Below are 24,045 nucleotides of genomic sequence, written 5' to 3'. Positions count from 1 at the left end.
CCGGCTCGGCCGGACAGGGCCTACTCCGGCTTGAGCCCCTCGGCCGCGCGCACCGCGTCCCGGTAGCCGCGCGCGGCCGAGCGCAGCGCCGCGTCCACGTCCACCCCCGCGTCGTGCGCCCGCTGCGCCACCGCCAGCAGCAGCCGGCCCGCCGACTCCGCGGTCAGCACCTCCGGCAGCCGGTACGGCTCGTCCGGCACCTCGGTGAAGCCCGCCCGGCGCACCCGGGACACCAGCTTCGCCGCGTACGCCAGCGCCGGCAGCCCGGCCGGCACACCGTCCAGGACGGACTCCCGGTCCGCCTTCTCGGCCGCCTTCAGCTGCTCCCAGTTCGCCTCCACCTCGGCGGCGCCGTCGGCCTCGACGTCCCCGAACACGTGCGGGTGCCGGTACACCAGCTTCTCCACGATGTCCCCGGCCACGTCGTCCACGGTGAACGGCTCGGTCGGGTGCTCCTCGGCGATCCGGGCGTGGAAGAACACCTGCAGCAGGACGTCGCCCAACTCCTCGCGCAGCGCGTCGCGGTCCCCCTCCTCGATCGCCTCGACCAGCTCGTAGGCCTCCTCGACCAGGTACTTCACCAGGCTCTCGTGGGTCTGCTCGGCGTCCCACGGGCAGCCGCCCGGCGAGCGCAGCCGGTCCATCACCGAGGCGAGGTCCAGCAGCCTCGCCCCCGGCAGGTCGTAGGAGCCCGGCAGCACCTCGATCTCCGGCACCTCACCGGCGTGCTCGACCGCGAGACGGGCCAGCGCGTCCGTCAGCCCCGGATCCCCGTCCGGGCCGCCCAGCCACACCGTCGGCCCCGCCGCGCCCGGCTGCCCGGTCAGCAGCCGCGCCAGCGCCGGAGCCGAACCGACCGGCACCACCTCGACCACCACCCCGGCCTGCCGCACCGCCGCCACCTGCGGATGCCCCTCGTCCGCCACCAGCACCCGCCCGGCCGACCGCAGGGCCTCCCAGGCCGGCCACGCCAGCAACCCGGGGGCCACCCGGTGGGTGGTGGTCAGCAGGATCAACTTCGCGCCCGCGGCGTTCGTCGGCACACCATTCGTCGTCACACCTCGAACCTACCCGCCCCACCCCACCCCGATCCGACCCACGGACGCACCCGCCGGCACCCCGCTCCCCGGCTCGGGACGTCGGACCGCCCGAGCAGAACGGCGGCCCCGGGCCGAGCCCGGGACCGCCGTGCGCCATCGACCGGCCGGTGCTACTTCTTCGCCCCGGCCAGGTCGTCGAACATGGCCGACAGGAACTCGGTGCACCAGGCCAGCAGTTCCCGCCCGACCAGCGGCTTGCCGCCGATCCGGCCGGTGCTCGGCCGGGGCACCAGCAGCTGCTGGGCCGCCGCCTTGACCTGGCTGCGCGGGTAGAGCCGGTTCAGCCGCAGCTGCTGGGACTCGCGCAGTTCCACCGGGCCGAAGCGGACGTTCGTGCCCTGCAGGGTGATGTCCGAGATCCCGCACCGCCGGGCGTACAGCCGCAGCGCGGCGACCATCAGCAGGTTCTCCACCGGCTCCGGCAGCTTGCCGTAGCGGTCCACGAGTTCGTCCCGGACCTGCTGGATGTCCGCCTCCGAGTTGACCGCCGCGATCGAGCGGTAGGCCTGCAGCCGCAGCCGCTCGCCGGGCGCGTAGTCGTGCGGCACGTGGGCGTCGACCGGCAGCTCGATCTTCACCTCCAGCGGCTCCTCCTCCGGCTCGCCACCGCCCGCCAGCGACTCGCGGAACTCGGCCACCGCCTCGCCGACCATCCGCATGTAGAGGTCGAAGCCGACCCCCGCGATGTGCCCGGACTGCTCGCCACCGAGCAGGTTGCCGGCCCCGCGGATCTCCAGGTCCTTCATCGCGACGTACATGCCGGCGCCCATCTCGGTGTGCTGGGCGATGGTGGCCAGCCGCTCGTGGGCGGTCTCGGTGAGCGGCTTCTCCGGCGGGTACAGCATGTACGCGTAGCCGCGCTCGCGCCCTCGCCCGACCCGGCCGCGCAGCTGGTGCAGCTGCGAGAGGCCGAAGGTGTCGCCGCGCTCGACGATCAGGGTGTTGGCGTTGGAGATGTCGATGCCGGACTCCACGATCGTGGTCGACACCAGGACGTCGAACTCCTTCTCCCAGAAGTCGACGACGACCTTCTCCAGCTGGGTCTCCCCCATCTGCCCGTGCGCGGTGGCGATCCGCGCCTCGGGGACCAGGTCCTTGAGCCGGGCGGCCGCCTTGTCGATCGACTCGACCCGGTTGTGGATGTAGAACACCTGGCCCTCGCGCAGGAGTTCACGCCGGATCGCGGCCGAGATCTGCTTCTCGTCGTACGGCCCGACGAAGGTCAGCACCGGGTGCCGCTCCTCCGGCGGGGTGGTGATGGTGGACATCTCGCGGATGCCGGTGACGGCCATCTCCAGGGTGCGCGGGATCGGCGTCGCGGACATGGTGAGCACGTCCACGTTGGCGCGCAGCTTCTTCAGCTGCTCCTTGTGCTCGACGCCGAAGCGCTGCTCCTCGTCGACGATGACCAGGCCGAGGTCCTTGAACCTGGTCTCGGAGGAGAACAGCCGGTGGGTGCCGATGACGACGTCCACCGAGCCCTCGAACAGCCCCTCCAGGACGGCCTTGGCCTCGGTGTCGGTCTGGAAGCGGGACAGCGCCTTCACGGTGACCGGGAAGTTGGCGTACCGCTCGGCGAAGGTGGAGAAGTGCTGCTGCACCAGCAGCGTGGTCGGCACCAGCACCGCCACCTGCTTGCCGTCCTGCACCGCCTTGAACGCGGCCCGCACCGCGATCTCGGTCTTGCCGTAGCCGACGTCGCCGCAGATCAGCCGGTCCATCGGGACCGACTTCTCCATGTCCGACTTGACCTCGGCGATGGTGGTCAGCTGGTCCGGCGTCTCCGCGTACGGGAAGGCGTCCTCCAGCTCGCGCTGCCACGGGGTGTCCGGGCCGAAGGTGTGGCCGGGCGCGGCCATCCGGGCCGAGTACAGCTTGATCAGGTCGGCGGCGATCTCCTTGACCGCCTTCTTGGCGCGCTGCTTGGTCTTCGCCCAGTCCGCGCCGCCGAGCCGGTGCAGCGTCGGGGCCTCGCCGCCGACGTACTTGGTGACCTGGTCGAGCTGGTCGGTCGGCACGAACAGCCGGTCGCCGGGGTGGCCGCGCTTGGCGGGGGCGTACTCCAGCACCAGGTACTCGCGGGTGGCGCCCTGGACGGTGCGCTGCACCATCTCGACGTACCGGCCGACGCCGTGCGCCTCGTGCACCACGTAGTCGCCGGTCGCCAGGGCCAGCGGGTCGATCGCGTTGCGGCGCCGGGACGGCATCCGGCGCATGTCCTTGGTGGAGGACCTCTGGCCGGACAGGTCGGTCTCGGTGATGACGGTGAGCTTCAGCCCCTCGTCCACGAAACCGTGCTCGATGGAGCCGCAGGAGACGTACACGACGTCCCGGGTGGGCGCCTCGCCGAGGTCGGCGACCAGCCGGGCCGGGATGCCCTCGTTTCCGAGCACCTCCGCCAGCCGCGAGGCCGGTCCGTGGCCCTCGGTCACCATGACGACCCGCCAGTCGGCGGCCAGCCGGTCCTTGGCGTCGGCGATCGCCCGGGCGGTGTCGCCCCGGTAGGCCTCGACGGCGTGCATGCCGAGGGTCAGGGTGTTGGCATCGCCGTGCCAATCGGCGACTCCGTCGCGGGCAAGGATGCCGTCGACCGTGGACTCGCTGGTCGCGAACGGGCTGACGGACCACCAGGCCAGTCCGATCTCGTCGGCGTGCTCGCGCACCTCGGCGAGCGAGCGCAGCGAGGCGGCGGAGACGTCGATGGTCTCCAGGTCGATCGGCAGGTCACCGCCGGCGGCCGCGGCGACCCAGGAGGCGTGCAGGAACTCCTGGCTGGTGGCCACCAGGTCGGCGGCCCGGGTCCGCACCCGCTCCGGGTCGCAGACCACCGCGACGGAGCCGAGCGGCAGCACGTCGAGCAGCAGCTCCATGTCGTCGACCAGCACCGGGGCCAGCGACTCCATGCCCTCGACCGCGATGCCCTCGGCGATCTTGTCCAGGATCTCGGCCAACCCGGGCTGCCGGACGGCCAGTTCGGCGGCCCGGGCGCGCACCTCGTCGGTCAGCAGCAGCTCCCGGCAGGGCGGCGCCCACAGGCCGTGCTCGGCGATCTCCAGCGAGCGCTGGTCGGCGACCTTGAAGTAGCGGATCTCCTCGACCTCGTCGCCCCAGAACTCCACCCGCAGCGGGTGCTCCTCGGTCGGCGGGAAGACGTCCAGGATGCCGCCGCGGACGGCGAACTCGCCGCGCTTCTCGACCAGTTCGACCCGCGCGTAGGCGGCCGCGGCGAGCCGGCGGGCCACCTCCCCCAGGTCGTGCGACTCACCGCGCCGGACGGCCACCGGCTCCAGCTCGGCCAGCCCCTTGACCTGCGGCTGGAGCACCGACCGGACCGGGGCGACGATCACCTGCACCGGGCCGGCCGCCGGATCGTCCGCCCGCGGGTGGACGATCCGGCGCAGCACGGCCAGCCGGCGGCCGACGGTGTCCGAGCGGGGCGACAGCCGCTCGTGCGGCAGGGTCTCCCAGGCCGGGTACTCGGCGACCGCGTCGGCGGGCAGCAGCGAGCGCAGCGAGGCGGCCAGGTCCTCCGCCTCCCGGCCGGTGGCGGTGACGGCCAGCACCGGGCGGCCCCGGTCGCCGGCGGCCTGCCCGGCCAGTGCGCGGGCCAGCGCGGCGATGGCGAACGGCCGGGCGGCGGGCGGGCCGACCAGGTCCAGGTGGCGGCGGCTGCCGGCCGCGGCTCCGGTGGCGGTGGCCGCCTCGATCGCCTCGGCGAGCGCCGCATCCCGCGCGACGACATCGAGCAGTCCGGTCAGGCTCATCTGCGGTCTCTTCTTCGTCCCGTGGCTGGTGCTGCCTCCGGGCGGCGAGTAGCCCGCCGGGGCAACGCGAACGGCCCGGCGCGCCGAGCGGCCGGGGGTCTCCAGCCTACGCCGCGGCACGGACGGGCACGCGGTCTACGAGCCGGGCGGCGCCGCGCCGTCCGGCGGCCGGACCGCGCGGGAACGAACCGGCGGCGGCGACCACCGCGCTCTCAGGGACGCGACCGCAGACGGAACACCGGACGGGCCCGGGAACGGACCGGGGGACGGACCGGCCGGACACCGGTCCGGACGGGCTCCGCCATCCGCCACGAACTGGACATACTCCTGTCACTGGCCGTCCATGGAGATCGCGCACCATGGTGAACGTGCCCGCCGCACCCAACCGTGGGGGATGGCTGTGGCGGCACTGTCGCACCCCCGATGGGGGTCGGAGGTGCGAGGCCGGGCGACCCTGGGTGGGGGCGCCCGCCCAAGCGCCGGGAACCGTGGCGCCCTTTCCTGGAGGGCGCCACGGGTCTCGGCCTCATCCGTTTCCGCGCCCGCGCGGACGCCGACCGCAACGCGGAGGCCCCGACCGCCCCCAGCGGGAGGCGGTCGGGGCCCAGGGCGCGAAGCCCACCGCGCCGATCGCGGGCGGGAACCGGCGCTGATGGCTAACGGCGGCGGTAGGACACCGTGTTGGGGGCCGCGTAGCCGGCGCCGTCGTCCACGATGACGATCTTCGGGATGATCCGGGTCTCCTCGGCGCCCTCGGCACCTTCCGCGCCGACCGTGCCCTCCGCACCGTCCCGCTCGGCCACCGGCTCGGGCGGCGCGGCCGGCTTCGGCGGCACCACGACCGGGGCCACCGGCCCGGTCGCCACCGGCTCGGCGGCGGCCCTGGCGCCACTGCCGGCGCCGCCGACCACCGGCTGGCGCAGCACCGCCGTGGGCTTCTGCTGCCCCGGGGCCTTCACCACCGGCTCGGCGGCCACGCCCACGGCCTTGCGCAGGTTCGGCAGCGGGATCTCCCCGGTGTCCGCCTCCGAGTCGACCGGCACCGCATCGGCCACCGCATCCACCGGACCAGCCACCGGAGCGTCCACCGGACCGCCCGCCGCAGCGCCGTCCACCGCAGCGACGTCCACCGCACCGGCCACCGCCGCATCGGCGGCGGCCTCGGCCGCGGCGAGCCCGGCGAAGTCCGCCGGCTCGATCTGCCCGACCGCCGCACCGGTCAGCGAGGCCAGGGTGGCCTTGATGTGGTCCAGGTGCTGCTGGACGGTCTCCAGCCGGGCGTCGAACGCGCGCTGCTCGCGCTCGCTCTCCGCGTTGATCTTCTCGGCCTCCCGGCGGGCCCGCTCGACCAGCTGGTCGGCCTTGGCCTGGGCGTCGGTCTCCAGCTGCTTGATCCGGTTCAGCACGGTCTCCCGGTGCTGCTCCGCCTCCTTGACCCGGCGCTCGGCCGTCGCGGAGACCTCGGCGTCCTCGGCGTCGGCCTTGGCCTGGGCCTCGGCGAAGGCCTCGTCGGCCTTGCGGCGCTTGGTGGCCAGCTCGGCCTCGGCGTGCTCGCCGGCCTCGGCGGCGGCCACCCGCACCTTGGCGGCGTAGGCGGTGGCCGCGTCCCGGACGGCGCGGCACTCCCGGTCGGCCTCGGAGCGGATGCCCTCGGCCTCCGCGCGGGTGCGCTCCTCGGTGCGGCGGGCGGCCGCGTCGGCCTCGGCCCGGGTGGTGGCGGCGTACTCCTTGGCCGCCTCGTGGAGCGCCTGCCCGGCGTCGTACACCTCGTCGCGCAGGTCCTCGGCGAATCGCTCGGCCTTCTCCTTGACCGCGCGGGCCTCGTTCCGGGCCATGTCGGCCAGTCCGGCGGCCTGCTCGCTGAGCACCTGGTAGTCCGGCTCCGGGGCCTCGTCGGCGGCGCGGCGGACGTCGGCCAGCCTGGTCTCCATCTGCCGGATGCCGGCGCCCAGGACGCTCAGGCGCTCCCAGGCCTCGTCACGTTGTGCGGTCAGGGCGACGAGCGCCCGGTCGACCTGGTCGGGCGCGTAGCCGCGCCGGGCCTGGGTGAAGCCGTACTGGGGGACGGCGTCGCTCATGGGCTCTTCCCCTCGTTTCGCGGGCTGCGGAGCCCATGATCGGACGGAACGAACGAATCCGGAACCGGTTGGAACACCGGGGCCGGATTCGGTCGTCGTGCGGACCGGAATATGTCGAGGACCGGACGAGTAGACCCATCCTCTTGACCTATTTTGCGCAGATCCGGACGAAACCCCAACGAGGCACGGCTACCGGGGCATGCCGGAGGGGTCGTTCCGGACACCGGAACGACCCCTCCCCACCTGCGAGGATCCGCGACGGTCCGCTACAGCAGACCGTCCCAGAACTGCTCCAGCAGCACGGCCCACCAGGTGTCCGTGTTCTGCAGGGCCGCCGGGTCGATCGCGGCGAGCTCCGCCTGGAAGTCGGTCGTCCAGCGACCGGCCTGCTCCGGCGTCAGCCCGTACCGCAGCCGCCACATCCGGCCCAGCAGGGCCAGCGCGCGGACGAACTCCGGTACACCGCTGTTGACGAACCGCGGCGGCTGGCCGGTTCCGTCGACGTCCACCGCGACCACGTTCGCGGTGCCGTACTGGACGCACAGCTGGCGGCCGTAGTCGTTGCCGAGCACCAGGTAGCCGCCGAAGTCCGGGGCCACCGGCAGGCCGCGCTCGGCGGCCAGCTCGGCGAGCGTCGGGATCGGCCGGCCCTCCTGCGCCTGGGCCCAGAAGAACGGCCCGAAGTCGCGCGGCAGCCCGGCCCACGTCAGGGTCTGCGAGACCGGCTCGGGCACCCCCTGGCGGGAGACCGCACGCTGCTCGTAGCGGAACAGGTTCTGCCCGAAGGCCGTTCCCACCTCCTGGGCGAGCTGCTGGGGTGGCAGCGGCGGCAGCGCCTGGACCGTCCCCGGTGCGGGCAGCGGGGCCCGGAACGGGCGGACCCGCTGGGCACCGGAGGCCAGCTGGTGCAGCTCGTCCAAGTGGTCCAGCAGCTCGGCCATGCCGGCCTGCCGGGAGGCGTGGTCGCGACCGTACGGGGCGGTGTGGGTCAGCCGCACGTTCGGCCAGGAGGCCGCGATCATGCGGTTGCAGTAGCCGCCGGGCAGGTCGCAGGACTCCAGCTCGGTGTACAGCTCCAGCACCTGCTCCGGCGGCACGTTCAGCCGCCGCAGGTCCTGGAGGATCTTCCACTCCGGGTGCGGGGTGCCGGGCTCGCTGCGGTGCAGCAACTTCTGCTCCGAGCCGTCCGGGCCCCGGTAGCTGAGCGCGGCGAAGTAGCCCGGGCCGACCGCGGGCACCCCCGGCGGCACCGGCGCGCCCTGTGGCGGGCCGGTCACCTGCGCCGGCGGGACGACCCCGGGCGCGGCGCCCGCGTTCGGGTAGCCGTACCCGGCGGCCGGCGTGACCGGGGCCGCCGGACCGCCGGGCGGCGGCGGGACGGCGGGGCCGCCGGACGGCGGGGTGCCGGGGTCCGCCGGGCCGCCGAGCAGCGCCGGGTCGATCGCGCTCGCCAGCTGGGTCGCCTCGTACGCCACTCCGGCGGCGGCCGGGGCGGGCGCCGCCTGCGCGGCCGGGGCGTCACCCGCGCGCAGGCCCGCCGGGGGCGGGGGCGGCGGGGTCGAACCGGCCGCCCGGCCACCCGGACCGGCCGCGGGCGCACCGGAGCCCGGGGTCTGCCGCAGCTCGGCTGGCGGGGGCGGCGGCGGGGCCGAACCCGGAGCGCGGCCGAGGCCGCCCTGCGCCGGGGCTCCGGCGCCCGAACCGGACGGACCACCGCGCAGCCCGGCGGGCGGGGGCGGCGGCGGAGCCGAACCGGGGGCACGGCCGAGACCGCCCTGGGCCGGGGCAGCGCCGGACGGCGGGGCGGCCGGGCCGGGGGCACCGGGCAGACCGGCCAGCCCACCGGGCGAGGCCAGCATGGTGGGCGCCTGCTCCACCGGGGCGCCGGGCGGGGTCGCCGGGGCACCGGGCAGGCCCATCAGGCCGGGCATCGCGTCCGGCGGCGCGAGCAGCGTCGGCGCCGGCTCGGCCACTGCGGCGGGCGCCGGGGCCTGGGCCGGCGGGCCGGCGGGCGCGGTCGGGGGCTGGGTGCTCGGGGGCTGGGTGCCGACCGGCGGGACCGGGGGCATGCCGTAGCCGCCGCTGCTCGGGGGCATCAGCATGGTCGCGGCCTCGGCCCCGGCCGGGGCGGGCGTGTCCGGCAGGTCGGAACCGGAGGTGCGCAGGCCCTCGGGCATCAGCACGGTGGCCGCCTCGGCGCCGGCCGGGGCGACCGGCGGCTGCGGGACGGCCGGCGGCACCGGCGCGGCGGTGGGCGGCTGCGGGGCGGCGTACGGACCATCGCCCGGCGGGGGGGCCAGCATGGTCGGCGCGTCTCCGGCGGGCCGGTCGGAGACCGGCGGCGCGGTCAGCACGGCGGGCGCGGGCGGCACCGGTACCGGCGTCGGCGGCGCGGGCGGCACCGCGGCCGGCGCAGGAGCCGGAGCAGGGGCGGCCGCCGGAGCGGCGTTCGCGCCCCCGAGCTTCTCCGCCTCCGCGGCGATCGCCGCCGCCCCCGCCTCCTGCAGCCACTGCGGCGGGCTGAGCAGGAAGGAGGTGGCCTCCACCGGCCCCGGTGCGGGCTTCGCCGCCCCGGCCGGGTTGGCCGCGACCGGCCGCCCGTACACCTCCTCGTACTGCCGGACCACCTCGTTGACGGGCAGCGCGGGCCACAGCGTGCTGGCGCCCGAGTCCCGGGCGATCACCAGCCGTGCCCCGCCCGAGCCCGGTCCGCCGTCGGCGCCGGCGGCCGGGCCGCCCGCCGGGTCCGCGGGCGACACCGCCCAGCAGACGAAGCCGAGGTCGAACTCGCGGACCCGCACCTCGCGCTGCTGCGCGTGCGGCACTCCGCCGTTGATCCACTCCTCGGCGAGTTCCTGCGCCTGCGCGTACGTCACCACGCCCGGTTCACTCCTGTCCCCGTCGTCCCCACTCGTTGCCTCAACGCCGTTCCCGCGGTCATGTCAGTCCACCGCGACGGCCCGGGCGAACCCGCCGTCCACCATCAGCTCCGCGACCGTCTCCAGCTCCGGCGGGCTTCCGGCCAGCCGCAGCAGGAAGTCGTCGAAGTCGTCCCCGCAGGGCAGCAGCAGCCGGGCGCAGCGCTCCTCCGGGGCCTCCGGGCCGCCGGGGTCGCGGGCGTCGTCGTACAGGTGGAACCAGACCGAGCCGGTCCGCTCGCCGCGCACCTTGAGCGCGATGATGCCGCCCTGCGCGTAAGCGATGCCCAGGTAGTCCTTGGTGAGGTGGTCGCGCAGGCACTTGTTGGCGTAGACGACGTCCTCGGTGCCGTACTCCTCGGTGAGGGTCAGGAACGGCTGGTCGAGCAGCATGCCCAGATCGGTGTCCAGCGCGACCCCGACCGGGCCGCGGCCGCCGCCCAGCTTGAGGAAGGTGCGGTAGGCGCCGGGCAGCCGGTAGCCGAGGCGCTCCTCGGCGCGCTGCACCAGGTCCTCGGAGACGCCGATCGGGTCGCCGCCGTCCTTGGCCAGTGAGAAGTGCACGGGCCGGCGCTCCTGCAGCGGGCGGGTGCCCCGGCGGGAGTGGTCGGCGGGCGAGGTGGCCAGGCCGCCGTGGTGCCGCAGCAGGGCCTTGACCTCGACCGGGACCAGCTCCATCCGGCGCCAGCCGGGGGCGGCCCGGCCGACCGCGTGGTGCCAGGTCCAGCCGGGCGGGGTGGCGACCGCGGTCTCCAGGTCGGCCCAGAGCGGGTGGCCCTGGGTGAACAGCGCCGCGTTGGCCGAGACGTAGTCGGTCAGCCGCAGTTCGTCCACGCCGAAGCCGTCCGGCGGGTCGGCCACCTCGGCCGCCGCGGCGGCGTACGGGCCGAAGTCCGGGTAGCCGGACTCGTCCACCTGGACCCCGGCCGGGTGCCGCTCCGCGCGGACCGGGTCCGGGAAGTGCACCACCTGACCTGCGTACGCCGCGTTCGGTGCGGCGGCGACGCCGGGCCGACCTGTCGTCATCTGGGAGCCCCCACTGGCTGCTGCAAATTGCTCGGTGCGCTTGCTGGGCACCAGCCTAGGGCCTGTCCTCAACCCCCCGTCTGCGGGGCGGACGACGAGGGATCGAGGACAGGCCCCTGCGTCATCCGACCGACCGGCCCCCCGCCCCCAGGGCCCGCCCCAACACCTCCACGACCCGCACCTGCTGGGCCTCCGTGAGGTGGGGGTGCAGCGGCAGGCTGAGCAGTTCGCGGGCGGCCCGTTCGGCGACCGGGAAGGCGCCCTCGCGGTGGCCGAGCGAGCGGAACGCGGGCTGGAGGTGCACCGGGACGGGGTAGTGCACCCCGGCGCCGATCCCGGCGGCCTGCAGCGCGGCGAGCACCGCGTCCCGGCGGCCGCCGGCGATCCGCACCGGGTAGAGGTGGCGGACGTGCTCGTTGCCCGGCGCGGTGGACGGCCGCCGGACGCCCGCCAGGCCCCCGAGCAGTTCGTCGTAGCGGTCCGCGGCGGCGCGGCGGGCGGCGTTCCAGCCGGGCAGCCGGCGCAGTTTGGCCCGCAGCACCACGGCCTGCAGCGCGTCCATCCGGGAGTTGAAGCCGATCCGCTCGTGCACGTACTTGTCGCGGGCGCCGTGGTCGCCGATCAGCCGTACGGCGGCGGCGAGTTCGTCGTCGTCGGTGAGCACCGCCCCGGCGTCGCCGTAGCCGCCGAGGTTCTTGCCCGGGTAGAAGCTGGTGGCCGCGATCCGCCCGTACGCGCCGCGGCCGTTGCGCCGGGCGCCCTGGGACTGCGCCGCGTCCTCCACCACCGGGCGGTCGCCGGCCAGTTCCAGCAGGGCCTCCATCGGCGCGAACTGGCCGAACAGGTGGACGGGCAGCAGGGCCACCGCGCCGGGCAGGGCGGCGGCGGCCCGTTCGGGGTCGATCAGCAGGTGCTCCGGGTCGACGTCGACCGGCACCGGGCGCAGCCCGGCCCGCTGCACCGCCCCGGCGGTGGCGACGAAGGTGTTGGCGGGCAGCACCACCCCGCCGCTGGGCGGCAGGTCCAGCGCACGCAGGGCCAGTTCCAGGGCGTCGGTGCCGTTGGCGGCGCCCACGCAGTGCCGGACGCCCGTGAAGGCGGCGTACTCCCGCTCGAAGGCGGTCACTTCGGGGCCCTTGACGAACCACCCGCCGGCCAGCACCCGGTCGAAGCCGGCCCGCACCTCGGCCTCGACCTCGGCGTGCGCGGCCGCCAGGTCGACCAGCGGGATCCCGGGGCTCATCGGACGGCCTCCCGGTCCCCGGCGCCCACCGGCACGGTGATGCCGCCGAGTTCGAGACTGAGCGAGGCGGCCTCCAGGAGTTCCAGCACCCGGACCCCGGCCCGGCCGTCGGTGAGCGGGGCCCGGCCCTCGACGATGGCGTCGGCGAACTCGGCCATCACGTTGCGCAGCGCCTCCTGTTCGACCAGCGCGGGGGCGACCATCTCGCCGACCCGGTAGGAGATCAGCGCCCGGTGCCGGATGGCGTCGGTGAGCTGGTCGGGCGGGGTGAGGTCGACCCCCCGGTCGTGCACGGCCAGCCGGGCCTGCGGGTTGAGGTCGTCCCAGACCAGGGTGCGCCGGGAGCCGCCGATCAGGGTGGTGCGGACCTTCGTCGGGGAGAGCCAGTTGACGTGGCAGTGCGCCAGCGCGCCGTTGCTGAGCCGCACCGTCAGGTAGGCGACGCAGGCGCGGCCGGCCCCGATCGGATCGGCGCCCTGGGCCGAGACGCCGACCGGCACGACGCCGGGCGGCAGCACGAAGTCCAGGATGGACAGGTCGTGCGGGGCGAGGTCCCACAGCACGTCGACGTCCGGCTGCACCAGGCCGAGGTTGATCCGCACCGAGTCGAAGAACTGGACGTCCCCGATCTCCCCGCCGTGCACCAGCTCGCGGATCCGGCGGGCCACCGGGGTGTAGCAGAAGGTGTGGTCGCACATCAGCACCAGCCCGGCGGCCTCGGCCAGTTCGACCAGTTCGGCGGCCTCGGCGGCGGAGGTGGTGATCGGCTTCTCCACCAGCACGTGCTTGCCGGCCTCCAGCGCGGCCCGTACCAGCGGGTAGTGGGCGCCCGCCGGGGTGGCCACCGCGACGGCGTCCACCCGTTCGTCGGCCAGCACCTGCTCGTACCGGCCGCTGGCCCCGACGGTGCTGTACTCCCCCAGCACGGAACGGGCCTTGGCCTCGTCCAGGTCGCACAGCCAGTGCAGCCGCAGCGCCGGGGTGTGCTGGGCGTTGCGGACCAGCTTCGGGCCCCAGTAGCCGGCCCCGACCACCGCGAGGCCCACCGGCCGTTCCGGCACCGGCCGGGGCGGCTCGCCCGGGGTGGGCACGTGCCCGCCGGGCGCCTGGTTGGCGGCCTCGGCCGCCCACTGCTTCGACGTCATCGCTGGGGCCCCCCTCACGGGGCGGGCGCACCGGCCCTCCCCGGCTCCGGCGCCGGAGCGGGCACGGGCCCGCCCGGCGGCATCAACGTCCGGTGCGGGCACCGGAGTCGGCCCGGCCGGTGGGTACCCGTACGGTCGGCCGCGCCCCTTCGGCTCGCTGCCGGAACGGTACCGGCCGGAGCCCGGAGGCGGGGGCGGTTTCGGGAGATCGGGGGACAAGTCGTGACGAGGGTGTGCGGATGCGACCGGGGTGCCGCCAGGATTCGGGTGGGACGGGACCGCGAACCACCATCGACCGCACGGGTGTTCGCCCGGCCCCGCACCCCGGTTGTGCGGTTGTCGGTGTCGAATGACAGGCTTGCCCCGGTCCACCAGGAGCCAACAGGAACCGGACCGCCAGGAACGAGGAGGAGGACACCGCATGACCACCGGTGAGCCGGCGGGCCCGCCCGTGCTGCGCCACCTCCGTGACAGCCTGCTGCCCGCCGTCGCCGCCGCACTGTCGCTCAAGGGCGGCGAGGTGCACACCCTGGCGGGTGACAAGGCCGACCGGCGACCGGTCCTGCACCCGCTGGTCGGCGACTTCCTGGACGCCCTGCCGGCCGAGGCCCGGGAGCGGTTCACCGGCCGCTGCCCGGAGGCCGTCCTGCTCTCCCAGTACCTGACCACGGTCGACGGCAGACGCTCCAAGCGCGCCGCCCGCAAGCCGATGAGCCTGCCCGAGGCCCGCAAGGCGCTCAAGGGCTCCCGGATGACCACCCTCCGGATCCGCGAGGAGGGGGACCCGGCGCACGGCACCCATGCCCCGCCGTGCCGCTCCTGCGCGCCGATGCTGGAGCACTTCACCGTGCTGAGCGTCGCCGTCGGCCCGCCGGCGCGCTGAGCCGGGCCGCACGCCGGGCGCCCGCGCCCGGCCGCCCCCGTACGTCCCTCGTACGTCCCTGTCCCCCAGCCCCGGAGCACGCCCTGAACCCGCCCAGCCCACCCCCGCCCCCGCCGGCCACCCTCGCCCCGACCACCCTCGCCCCGACCACCGAGCCCCCGGCCGGCGGTGCGCGGACCCGCCCGCGCTTCCCCGCCGAGGTCGCCGCCGAACTCAAGGCGGCCGGCTGGCACCCCGGCCGCTGGCAGATCCGGCAGGCCGAGGAATGGGCCGACGCCCTGGTCGGACACGGCGGTCCCGGCGGCGTCCCGCACGCGGTGTTCCCGGCGGCCGTGGAGGCCTGGGCCGAGTTCGGCGGCCTCGCCTTCGACCTGTCCGGTCCGGGCCGCCAGCTGGCCCGCACCCCGTTCCTGATCGACCCGATGCGCGGGCTGCACCAGCCGCGCACCCTGTTCGACCTCGGCCGGGCCCTGGGCAGCCGGCTCGCCCCGCTGGGCGAGGAGGCGTACGGGCAGGCGCTGCTGGCGGTCGACGAGGAGGGCCGGGTCTACAGCCTGGACCACACCGGCGAGTGGTTCCTCGGCCACGGCATCGACCAGGCGATCAGCGCGCTGGTGCTGGGCACCGCCCCGGAACGGCTGCGCACCGCCGGGGAGTAGGGCCGGGCCACTGACGGCCGGGCCCACCGACGGCCGGTCCGGCCGGGCCCCCAGGCCCTGTCCGGCGGATCTTGCCGGGCGCGCGACGCCGGACAGGCCCTAGCGGAGCCGGTCCCCCCGGACGGCCAGCCGGGACGGCAGCACCGCCTCCACCCGGAAGCCGCCGTCCGCCTCCGGCCCGGACGAGAAGGTGCCGCCCAGCGCGACCACCCGCTCCCGCATCCCGACCAGCCCGTTGCCCCCGCTGGGCAGCTGCGCCGCGGCCCGCTCCCCGCCCGGGCAGGCGTTCACCACGCTCACCCGCACCCCGTTCGGCGCGTACGCGAGCAACACCGACACCTGGGCGCCGCCCGCGTGCTTGTGGGCGTTGGTCAGCCCCTCCTGGACGACCCGGTAGGCGGTCTGCTCGGCCTCGCCGGTGAACTCCTGCCGGCTGCCGCTGACCGTCAGGGTCACCGCCATCCCGGCCGCCCGGGACTGGTCCACCAGCCGGGGCAGCCCGGCCAGCGAGTCCGGCTCCGGCTGCCGCTCGTCGTCCATCCGCAGCACACCGAGGATCTCGCGCAGTTCGTTCAGCGCCTGCCGGCCCACCTCGCCCATCAGCCGGGCGCTCTGCGCGGCCTTCTCCGGATCCTTGACGGCTATTCGCTCCAGCGCCCCGGAGTGCACCACCATCAGCGAGACCCGGTGCGCGACCACGTCGTGCATCTCCCGGGCGATCCGAGTGCGCTCCTCCAGCCGGGCCCGGCGGGCGCGCTCCTGGGCCTGTTCGGCCAGCAGGTCGAGTTCGGTCTCCAGGCCGTGGGCGCGGTCCTTGAGCGACTCGATCAGCCGCCGCCGCGCCCCCACGTACAGGCCGGTGACCACCGGCGCGACGGTCAGCCCGACCGCGACCAGCAGCGACAGCAGGACCATGCCCCACAGCGGCGGCCGCTCCCCCAGCGAGTCGTCCGGGGTCATCAGCGACACCGCCATCACCGCGACCGCCTCGGCGAAGGCCAGCCCGGACAGCGCCACCACCCGGCGCCGCCGGGAAGGCCACTCCCAGGTCTCCGCCAGCGTGTACAGCGCGACCACCAGCAGCAGCACGCCGAGCATCCCGGGCAGCACCAGCAGGGTCGCCAGCACCGGGACGGCCGGCCAGCGCCGACGCACCACCAGCGAGCCGCCGGCCAGCGTGCCGAGCACCGCGATCCCGACCGCGCCCGCGGTGGTCACGTGCATCCGGGCGGACAGGAAGGAGATCGTGCTGGCCGAGCACTCGACCGCGGCCAGCAGCGCCAGGCCGATGTCGAGGAGGGCGCTGCGCCGGCGCCTCCACCACCAGAACGACCGGTCCGGCACGCGCTCCCCAGGCGACTTGCTCATGCCCCACAGATTAAGCGGCAACCCCTTCCCTTCCCCACCGGGATTGCCCGGTACGCCCCCCGAAGCCCATAAGTGGTCCAGACCACAGATGGTTTTCGGCAGGCCTGTCCGCCATCCGGCCACCTCGCGGACAGCAACCGCCCCGACACCTATGCTGGTCGCGTCGGACAGCGCGGTCCGCACGCGTCACACCCGCCACACTGCGCGTGGACCTGTGACGATGAGCCGTTGCCGAACCCCACCACCACAGGGAGCCAGCTGTGACCGCTCCGGTCCCCGCCCCGGCGGACAGCCCCACCGTTCTCGCCGCCGGCGCAGCCGCGGACAACTCCGCCCTGCGCGCGGACATCCGCCGCCTCGGCGACCTGCTCGGCGAGACGCTGGTCCGCCAGGAGGGCCCCCAACTGCTGGGCCTGGTCGAACAGGTCCGGCTGCTCAGCCGCACCGACGGCGAGGCCACCGCCGAACTCCTCTCCGACATCGACCTGGAGACGGCCGCCAAGCTGGTCCGGGCCTTCTCCACCTACTTCCACCTCGCCAACGTCACCGAGCAGGTGCACCGCGGCCGGGAGTTCGCCACCCGCCGCGCCCGCGAGGGCTCGCTGCTCGCCCAGACCGCCGACCAGCTCGCCGAGGCCGACCCCAAGCACCTCCAGGACACCCTGGCCCACCTCGCGGTCCGCCCGGTCTTCACCGCCCACCCCACCGAGGCCGCCCGCCGCAGCGTGCTCAACAAGCTGCGCCGGATCGGCGAACTCCTCGACCGCATCCACCGCGAGGAGCTCACCTCCGGCCTGGTCGCCGCCGACCCGGCCCGCACCAGCAGCGCCAAGCGCTCCGCCGACCGCCGCCTCGCCGAGGTCATCGACCTGCTCTGGCAGACCGACGAACTGCGCATCGCCCGCCCCGAGCCCACCGACGAGGCCCGCAACGCCGTCTACTACCTGGACGAGCTCTACCGCGAGGCCGTCCCCGAGGTGCTGGAGGAGCTGCACGAGGAACTCGCCCGGGTCGGCCTGAACCTGCCCGACGGCGTGCGCCCGCTCACCTTCGGCACCTGGATCGGCGGCGACCGCGACGGCAACCCCAACGTCACGCCGCGGGTCACCTGGGACGTCCTCAACCTCCAGCACGAGTACGGCATCAAGGACGCCCTCGCTGCGATCGACGACCTGCGCAACACCCTCTCCACCTCCGAGCGGCTGGCCGGCGCCTCGGTCGAACTGCTCGCCTCGCTCAACACCGACCTGCACCGGCTCCCCGAACTCAGCCCCCGCTACAAGCGGATGAACGCCGAGGAGCCGTACCGCCTCAAGGCCACCTGCATCCGGCTCAAGCTGGAGAACACCCGCGAGCGCCTGGCCGGCGGCACCCCGCACGTCGAGGGCCGCGACTACGTCGGCACCCGCGAACTGATCGCCGACCTGCGGCTGATCCAGGACTCGCTGCGCTCCCACCGCGGCGAGCTGATCGCCGACGGCCGACTGGCCCGCGCCATCCGCACCATCGAGGCCTTCGGCCTCCAACTCGCCACCATGGACGTGCGCGAGCACGCCGAGGCCCACCACCACGCCCTCGGCCAGCTCTTCGACCGCCTCGGCGAGGAGGCCTGGCGCTACGCCGACATGCCCCGCGAGTACCGGCAGAAGCTGCTCGCCAAGGAGCTGCGCTCGCGCCGCCCGCTCGCCCCCACCCCGGCCCCGCTGGACGAGGCCGGCACCAAGACCCTCGGCGTCTTCAACACCATCCGCGAGGGCTTCGAGCGCTTCGGCGACGAGATCGTCGAGAGCTACATCATCTCGATGTGCCAGGGCGCCGACGACGTCTTCGCGGCCACCGTGCTGGCCCGCGAGGCCGGCCTGATCGACCTGCACGCCGGGATCGCCAAGATCGGCATCGTGCCGCTGCTGGAGACCACCGAGGAACTCCAGCAGGCCGACCGCATCATGGACGAGATGCTCTCCGACCCCTCGTACCGGCTGCTGGTCGCGCTGCGCGGGGACGTCCAGGAGGTCATGCTCGGCTACTCCGACTCCTCCAAGTTCGGTGGCATCACCACCTCCCAGTGGGAGATCCACCGCGCCCAGCGCCGGCTGCGCGACGTCGCCCACCGCTACGGCATCCGGCTGCGCCTGTTCCACGGCCGCGGCGGCACCGTCGGCCGCGGCGGCGGCCCCTCGCACGAGGCCATCCTGGCCCAGCCCTGGGGCACCCTGGAGGGCGAGATCAAGGTGACCGAGCAGGGCGAGGTCATCTCCGACAAGTACCTGCTCCCCTCCCTCGCCCGGGAGAACCTGGAGCTGACCATCTCCGCCACCCTCGCCGCCTCCGCGCTGCACACCGCTCCGCGCCAGGCCCCCGAGGAACTGGCCCGCTGGGACGCCGCGATGGACCGGGTCTCCGAGGCCGCCCACACCTCCTACCGCGCCCTGGTCGACCAGGAGGACCTGCCGAAGTACTTCTTCGCCTCCACCCCGGTCGACCAGCTCGCCTCGCTGCACCTGGGCTCCCGCCCGTCCCGCCGCCCCGACTCCGGCGCGGGGCTGGACGGCCTGCGGGCCATCCCGTGGGTGTTCGGCTGGACCCAGTCCCGCCAGATCGTCCCCGGCTGGTACGGCGTCGGCTCCGGCCTCGCCGCCGCCCGCGCGGCCGGACTCGGCGACGTGCTGGACGAGATGTACGGCCAGTGGCACTTCTTCCGCAACTTCCTGTCCAACGTCGCCATGACGCTGGCCAAGACCGACCTGCGGATCGCCCGCCACTACGTCGAGCAGCTGGTGCCCGGCGAGCTGCGGCACATCTTCGACCAGATCGTCACCGAGCACGAGCTCACCCTGCGCGAGGTGCTCCGGCTCACCGGCGAGAGCGAACTGCTGGAGCACAACCCGGTGCTGAAGCAGACCTTCACCGTCCGCGACGCCTACCTCGATCCGATCTCCTACCTCCAGGTCGCGCTGCTGCGCCGCCAGCGCGAGGAGGTCGCCGCCGGCCGCCCGGAGGACCCGCTGCGCGCCCGCGCCCTGCTGCTCACCGTCAACGGCGTCGCCGCCGGCCTGCGCAACACCGGCTGACCGCCGCCCGGACACGCGTCGGGGCCGGTGCTCTCCACGAGCACCGGCCCCTCGCCGTGGGTTCCTACTCCGCGGGCTCGCCCGCGCGCCGGCGCTTCAGCCACAGCGCCGCGCCGCCGGCCGCGACCACCAGGCCGCCGCCGACCGCCAGCAGCCCCGCGTCCGGACCGACCGACTCACCGAGCACCGGGGCGAACTGGGCCGCCGCGGGCTCCGGCGAGACCACCGGATCCGGCTCGGCCACCGGTTCGGCGTGCGCCACCGCACCGCCGGACAGCAGCACCCCGGCCGCCCCCAGCGCACCGGCGGTGCCCATCCGTCGTCCGAGCCGCTTCAGCCGGACCACCCGGAGCCGCCGAAGTCGGCGGACCGGACGCAATCTGCGCATCGAGAACTCCCCAGGACCCGTTCGCCTACCGGGCCGACGCTATCCGATCCCGCACAGGCTTCTCACACGGATTCAGGTTTGCCGGGCAAGCGTTGCACGACTGTTGTGTACCCGGCACAGCGTGCACATGACGTCACGTCAGGAGTTGTACGAACCCTGCGCCCGCTCCAGCCCCTCGGACAGCAGCGCCTCCACCGCGTCCGCCGAGCGGTCCACGAACCAGTCCAGTTCCTTGCGCTCGGTCGAGGAGAAGTCCTTCAGCACGAAGTCCGCGACCTCCATCCGGCCCGGCGGCCGGCCGATCCCGCAGCGCACCCGGTGGTAGTCCGGGCCGAGCGACTTGGTGATCGACTTCAGCCCGTTGTGGCCGTTGTCGCCGCCGCCCAGCTTCAGCCGCAGCGCCGCGTAGTCGATGTCCAGCTCGTCGTGGACGGCGATCAGCGCCGAGGCGGGCGCCTTGTAGAAGTCCCGCAGCGCCGTCACCGGCCCGCCGGAGAGGTTCATGAAGGACTGCGGCTTGGCCAGCACCACCCGCTTGCCCGCCAGCCGTCCCTCGGCCACCTGGGCCCGGCTCTTGTGCGCCTTGAACTTGGCGCCCATCCGCTGCGCCAGCAGGTCCACCACCATGAAGCCGATGTTGTGCCGGTTGCGCGCGTACTGCTCGCCCGGGTTGCCCAGCCCCACCACCAGCCAGGGGCCGTCGTACTCGTCCGCCATCCTCTTCCTCCTTCGCGCTCGACGTCATCATCCCGGACACACCGCTGCCCCGGCCGCTCCAGGGGAGCGACCGGGGCAGCGGTCAAAAGCTCAGACGCGGGAGGCTCAGGCCTCGGCGCCCTCGGCCTCGGCACCCTCGGCCTCGACCGGGGCGGCCTGGGCGGCGATGACCTGCAGCACGACGGCGTCGCCGTCGACGGCCAGCGAGGTGCCGGCCGGCAGGACGATGTCCTTGGCGAGGATGGAGGCGCCGGCCTCCAGGCCCTCGATCGAGACGGTGACGGCCTCGGGCAGGTGGGTGGCCTCGGCCTCGATCGGCAGGGCCTGCAGGACGTGCTCCAGCAGGTTGCCGCCGGCGGCCAGCTCGCCCTCGGTGTGGACCGGAACCTCGACGCTGACCTTCTCGCCGCGCTTGACCAGCAGCAGGTCGACGTGCTCGATGGTGCGCTTGATGGCCTCGCGCTGGACGGCCTTCGGCAGGACGTACTCGTCCTTGCCCTCGATCGGAACGACCAGCAGGGCGTTCGGGGCCTTGAGGGCCATCATCAGGTCGTGGCCGGGCAGGTTCAGGTGAACCGGGGTGTGACCGTGGCCGTAGACGACACCGGGGACGAAGCCGGCGCGGCGGGCGCGACGGGCGGCACCCTTGCCGAACTCGGTACGGGTCTCAGCGGCAAGGCGGATCTCGGACACGACTGCACTCCTCGTGAAGACTGGCGCGGGGGTGCAGGCAACGCGAAAAACCGCCGGGCCACACCCTCAGTACGTTCGGGGGTCACTCGGCGGCAACGAACTCTGCCGACGGACGGGATCCGCCACCGGCAGCGCGTCGATCACGGTGCCGGTGTCCGTCGAGCGGGCACACGGCATCCCTCGCCGAGCAGTTTCACGAGTCTAACCGCACCGGCCCCCTCCCGCGAAATCGGCCCCCGGCGGCCGAACGGCGGGCGGCCCCGGACCGACGTCGGTCCGGGGCCGCCTGCGTGGGGCTTCGTCAGTGCACGCCCTCGAAGAGGCTGGTGACCGAGCCCTCCTCGAACACCTCGCGGATCGCGGCGGCGATCGACGGGGCGATGGAGAGGGTGGTGATCTTGTCGAGCTGGAGCTCCGCCGGGGTGGGCAGGGTGTTGGTGAACACGAACTCGCTCACCCGGGAGTTCTTCAGCCGGTCCGCGGCCGGGCCGGAGAGCACGCCGTGGGTGGCGGCCACCACGACGTCCGCGGCGCCGTTCTCGAACAGCGCGTCGGCGGCGGCGCAGATGGTGCCGGCGGTGTCGATCATGTCGTCGACCAGGACGCAGACCCGGTCCTTGACGTCACCGACGACGTCGGCCGACAGGATGGTGTTGGCCTGGGTGATGTCGCGGCGCTTGTGGATGATCGCCAGCGGCGCGTCCAGCCGGTCGCACCACTGGTCGGCGACCTTGACCCGGCCGGCGTCCGGCGAGACGACGGTCAGCTTGTCGCGGTCGACCTTCCCGCCGATGTAGTCGGCCAGCAGCGGCAGCGCGAACAGGTGGTCCACCGGGCCGTCGAAGAAGCCCTGGATCTGCGCGGTGTGCAGGTCGACGGCCATCAGGCGGTCGGCACCGGCCTGGCGCAGCAGGTCGGCGATCAGCCGGGCCGAGATGGGCTCGCGGCCGAGGTGCTTCTTGTCCTGGCGGGCGTACCCGTAGAACGGCAGGATCGCGGTGATGCTCTTGGCGGAGGCCCGCTTGAGAGCGTCGATCATGATCAGCTGTTCCATGATCCACTGGTTGATGGGAGCCGTGTGGCTCTGCATCACGAAGCAGTCCGCGCCGCGCGCCGACTCCAGGAAGCGGACGTAGATCTCGCCGTTGGCGAAGTCCAGGGCCTTGGTCGGGACCAGCTCGGTCCCCAGCGCCTCGGCAACCTCCTTCGCCAGCTCCGGGTGGGCACGGCCGGAGAAGAGCTTGAGCTTCTTCTCACCCGACGTCGTGATCCCGCTCACTGCACCGTCTCCTCGCGTTGCGGACGCTGAACCCCGTTCCCGACGAGGGCAGGCGCAGCCCGCACTCACGGAGGATCGGGGAATTGTCGGTACGCCTGGACACGGGCGGAAAGCCCAGTGGCGCACGTATGTCCCCCAGGTTACGCGCCCGCGCAGAAACCGTCCGCCCCGGGGACCGGCCGACCGGCCCCCGGCGGGAGCGTCAGGCCTGCGCGGCGCCGTCCGCCGCGGCCTTGGCGGCCTGCGCGGAGGTGCTCCCGGGGCGCTTGCGCTCCACCCAGCCCTCGATGTTGCGCTGCTGCGCGCGGCTCACGCCGAGCGCGCCGGGCGGAACGTCGGTGGTGATGACCGAGCCCGCGCCGGTGTACGCGCCGTCGCCGACGGTGACCGGGGCGATGAACATGTTGTCCGAGCCGGTGCGGCAGTGCGCGCCGATGACGGTGCGGTGCTTGTTGACCCCGTCGTAGTTCACGGTCACCGAGGCCGCGCCGACGTTGCTGCCCTCGCCGATGGTGGCGTCGCCGATGTAGGAGAGGTGCGGCACCTTGGCGCCCTCGCCCAGCTCGGAGTTCTTCACCTCGACGTAGGTGCCGACCTTCGCCTTGCGGGCCAGCTTCGCCCCCGGCCGCAGGTAGGCGTACGGGCCGGTGGCGGCCAGCTCGCCGATCTCGGCGCGGTCGGCCGTGGTGTTGCTCACCCGGGCGCCGGCACCGACCAGGGTGTCCCTGAGGGTGGAGTTCGGGCCGACCTCGCAGTCCTCGCCGAGGTGGGTGGCGCCCTGCAGCTGGGTGTTCGGCAGCACGACGGCGTCCGGCTCGTACGTCACCTGGACGTCGATCCAGGTGGTCGCCGGGTCGACCACGGTGACGCCCGCGCGCATCGCCCGCTCCAGCAGGCGGTCGTTCAGCAGTCGGCGGGCCTGCGCCAGCTGGACCCGGTCGTTGATGCCCAGGATGTCCCGGTGGTCCTCGGCGACCACGGCGCCGACCCGGTGCCCGGCCTTGCGCAGGATCTCCAGGGTGTCGGTCAGGTACTCCTCGCCCTGCGAGTTGTCCGTGGTGAGCTCGGCCAGTGCCTCGGTGAGCAGCTTGGCGTCGAAGGCGAACACGCCCGAGTTGATCTCGGCGATCGCGCGCTGGGTGTCGGTGGCGTCCCGCTCCTCGACGATCGCGGCGACGGTGCCGTCCTCGTCGCGCAGGATCCGGCCGTAGCCGAAGGGCTCGGGGACGACGGCGGTCAGCACGGTGACGCCGTTCTGCTGCGCCTCGTGCGAGCGCGCCAGCCGGCGCAGGGTGTCGCCGGTCAGCAGCGGCGAGTCCCCGGCGGTGACGATCACCGTGCCGTCCAGCGTCACGCCGTCGGCGGCCAGCACCTCCAGCGCGGTGCGCACCGCGTGGCCGGTGCCGTTCTGCTGCTCCTGCACCACCGGGCGGGCGGCCGGGTAGTGCGCCGCCAGGTGCTCCTCGACCTGCTCGCGCTGGTGGCCGACCACCACGACGAGCTGGCCGGGCGTCAGTTCTCCGGCCGCCGAGACCGCGTGCCCCACCAGCGAGCGCCCGCACACCTCGTGCAGCACCTTGGGCAGCTTGTTCGACTTCATCCGGGTCCCGCCACCGGCGGCGAGCACGACAACGGCGGCAAGCGAATTGGCACCCATGCGGGGAGGCTCCTCAGTAGGTTCACAGAGAGGGCAGAGCAGGCCAGAACGCGGAT

16 protein-coding genes are annotated in these 24,045 nt (G+C 74.4%); 3 read left to right on the top strand and 13 right to left on the bottom strand.

Annotated elements, in window-relative coordinates; all coding sequences use genetic code 11:
• Positions 1-20: 20 nt before the first annotated feature.
• The 7 genes from ACZ7BZ_RS16740 to ACZ7BZ_RS16710 all read right to left on the bottom strand — a co-directional run bounded on the left by ACZ7BZ_RS16740 (position 21) and on the right by ACZ7BZ_RS16710 (position 13,274).
• Positions 21-1,058: a nucleoside triphosphate pyrophosphohydrolase gene (locus ACZ7BZ_RS16740; RefSeq protein WP_470358965.1), complete on the bottom strand. Its 1,038-nt coding sequence runs from the start codon at positions 1,056-1,058 to the stop codon at positions 21-23.
• Between the two features lie 152 nt (positions 1,059-1,210).
• The gene (gene mfd / locus ACZ7BZ_RS16735) at positions 1,211-4,864 is read right to left on the bottom strand and encodes a transcription-repair coupling factor (RefSeq protein WP_470358964.1); all 3,654 of its coding nucleotides are present in this window, start codon (positions 4,862-4,864) and stop codon (positions 1,211-1,213) included.
• A gap of 656 nt (positions 4,865-5,520) precedes the next feature.
• On the bottom strand, positions 5,521-6,942 hold the full coding sequence (locus ACZ7BZ_RS16730; RefSeq protein WP_470358963.1) for a hypothetical protein: 1,422 nt from the start codon (positions 6,940-6,942) through the stop codon (positions 5,521-5,523).
• A gap of 266 nt (positions 6,943-7,208) precedes the next feature.
• Complete coding sequence (locus tag ACZ7BZ_RS16725; protein ID WP_470358962.1) at positions 7,209-9,821, bottom strand: SUKH-4 family immunity protein; 2,613 nt, start codon at positions 9,819-9,821, stop codon at positions 7,209-7,211.
• 63 nt (positions 9,822-9,884) lie between these two features.
• Positions 9,885-10,886, bottom strand: a complete 1,002-nt coding sequence (locus ACZ7BZ_RS16720; protein WP_470358961.1) for an SMI1/KNR4 family protein — start codon at positions 10,884-10,886, stop codon at positions 9,885-9,887.
• 121 nt (positions 10,887-11,007) lie between these two features.
• The gene (locus tag ACZ7BZ_RS16715; protein WP_470358960.1) at positions 11,008-12,129 is read right to left on the bottom strand and encodes a DegT/DnrJ/EryC1/StrS family aminotransferase; all 1,122 of its coding nucleotides are present in this window, start codon (positions 12,127-12,129) and stop codon (positions 11,008-11,010) included.
• Positions 12,126-13,274, bottom strand: a complete 1,149-nt coding sequence (locus ACZ7BZ_RS16710; protein ID WP_470358959.1) for a Gfo/Idh/MocA family protein — start codon at positions 13,272-13,274, stop codon at positions 12,126-12,128. Before ACZ7BZ_RS16710 ends, ACZ7BZ_RS16715 begins: the two co-directional genes overlap by 4 nt.
• A 421-nt stretch (positions 13,275-13,695) precedes the next feature.
• Between ACZ7BZ_RS16710 and ACZ7BZ_RS16705 the strand changes: the two genes are divergently transcribed.
• On the top strand, positions 13,696-14,157 hold the full coding sequence (locus ACZ7BZ_RS16705) for a YwqJ-related putative deaminase (RefSeq protein ID WP_380457246.1): 462 nt from the start codon (positions 13,696-13,698) through the stop codon (positions 14,155-14,157).
• Between the two features lie 83 nt (positions 14,158-14,240).
• The gene (locus tag ACZ7BZ_RS16700; RefSeq protein ID WP_470358981.1) at positions 14,241-14,816 is read left to right on the top strand and encodes an SUKH-3 domain-containing protein; all 576 of its coding nucleotides are present in this window, start codon (positions 14,241-14,243) and stop codon (positions 14,814-14,816) included.
• A 99-nt stretch (positions 14,817-14,915) separates the two neighbouring features.
• Here ACZ7BZ_RS16700 and ACZ7BZ_RS16695 read toward each other — a convergent pair whose 3' ends face one another.
• Positions 14,916-16,184 carry a sensor histidine kinase gene (locus ACZ7BZ_RS16695; RefSeq protein ID WP_465743936.1) on the bottom strand — a complete coding sequence of 423 codons (1,269 nt, stop codon included), beginning with the start codon at positions 16,182-16,184 and terminating at the stop codon, positions 14,916-14,918.
• A gap of 260 nt (positions 16,185-16,444) precedes the next feature.
• On the opposite strand from ACZ7BZ_RS16695, the gene ppc reads away from it, so the two are divergent.
• On the top strand, positions 16,445-19,255 hold the full coding sequence (gene ppc / locus ACZ7BZ_RS16690) for a phosphoenolpyruvate carboxylase (protein WP_470358958.1): 2,811 nt from the start codon (positions 16,445-16,447) through the stop codon (positions 19,253-19,255).
• A gap of 64 nt (positions 19,256-19,319) precedes the next feature.
• Here the strand turns inward: ppc and ACZ7BZ_RS16685 are convergent, their stop codons facing one another.
• The 5 genes from ACZ7BZ_RS16685 to glmU form a co-directional block, all read right to left on the bottom strand.
• Positions 19,320-19,643, bottom strand: a complete 324-nt coding sequence (locus ACZ7BZ_RS16685; protein WP_380457241.1) for a hypothetical protein — start codon at positions 19,641-19,643, stop codon at positions 19,320-19,322.
• 138 nt (positions 19,644-19,781) lie between these two features.
• A complete protein-coding gene (gene pth, locus ACZ7BZ_RS16680) occupies positions 19,782-20,360 on the bottom strand; it encodes an aminoacyl-tRNA hydrolase (RefSeq protein ID WP_380457239.1) in 579 nt (192 codons plus the stop codon).
• 105 nt (positions 20,361-20,465) lie between these two features.
• A complete protein-coding gene (locus tag ACZ7BZ_RS16675; protein ID WP_470358957.1) occupies positions 20,466-21,053 on the bottom strand; it encodes a 50S ribosomal protein L25/general stress protein Ctc in 588 nt (195 codons plus the stop codon).
• Positions 21,054-21,354: 301 nt separating this feature from the next.
• The gene (locus ACZ7BZ_RS16670) at positions 21,355-22,332 is read right to left on the bottom strand and encodes a ribose-phosphate diphosphokinase (RefSeq protein WP_470358956.1); all 978 of its coding nucleotides are present in this window, start codon (positions 22,330-22,332) and stop codon (positions 21,355-21,357) included.
• Between the two features lie 202 nt (positions 22,333-22,534).
• Positions 22,535-23,989 carry a bifunctional UDP-N-acetylglucosamine diphosphorylase/glucosamine-1-phosphate N-acetyltransferase GlmU gene (gene glmU, locus ACZ7BZ_RS16665; protein WP_465743925.1) on the bottom strand — a complete coding sequence of 485 codons (1,455 nt, stop codon included), beginning with the start codon at positions 23,987-23,989 and terminating at the stop codon, positions 22,535-22,537.
• Positions 23,990-24,045: the final 56 nt, after the last annotated feature.

This window comes from Kitasatospora sp. NPDC036934, from assembly GCF_055608425.1.
Note: the sequence above shows the minus strand (reverse complement) of the source record. Positions and strands in the feature narration are given on the sequence as shown.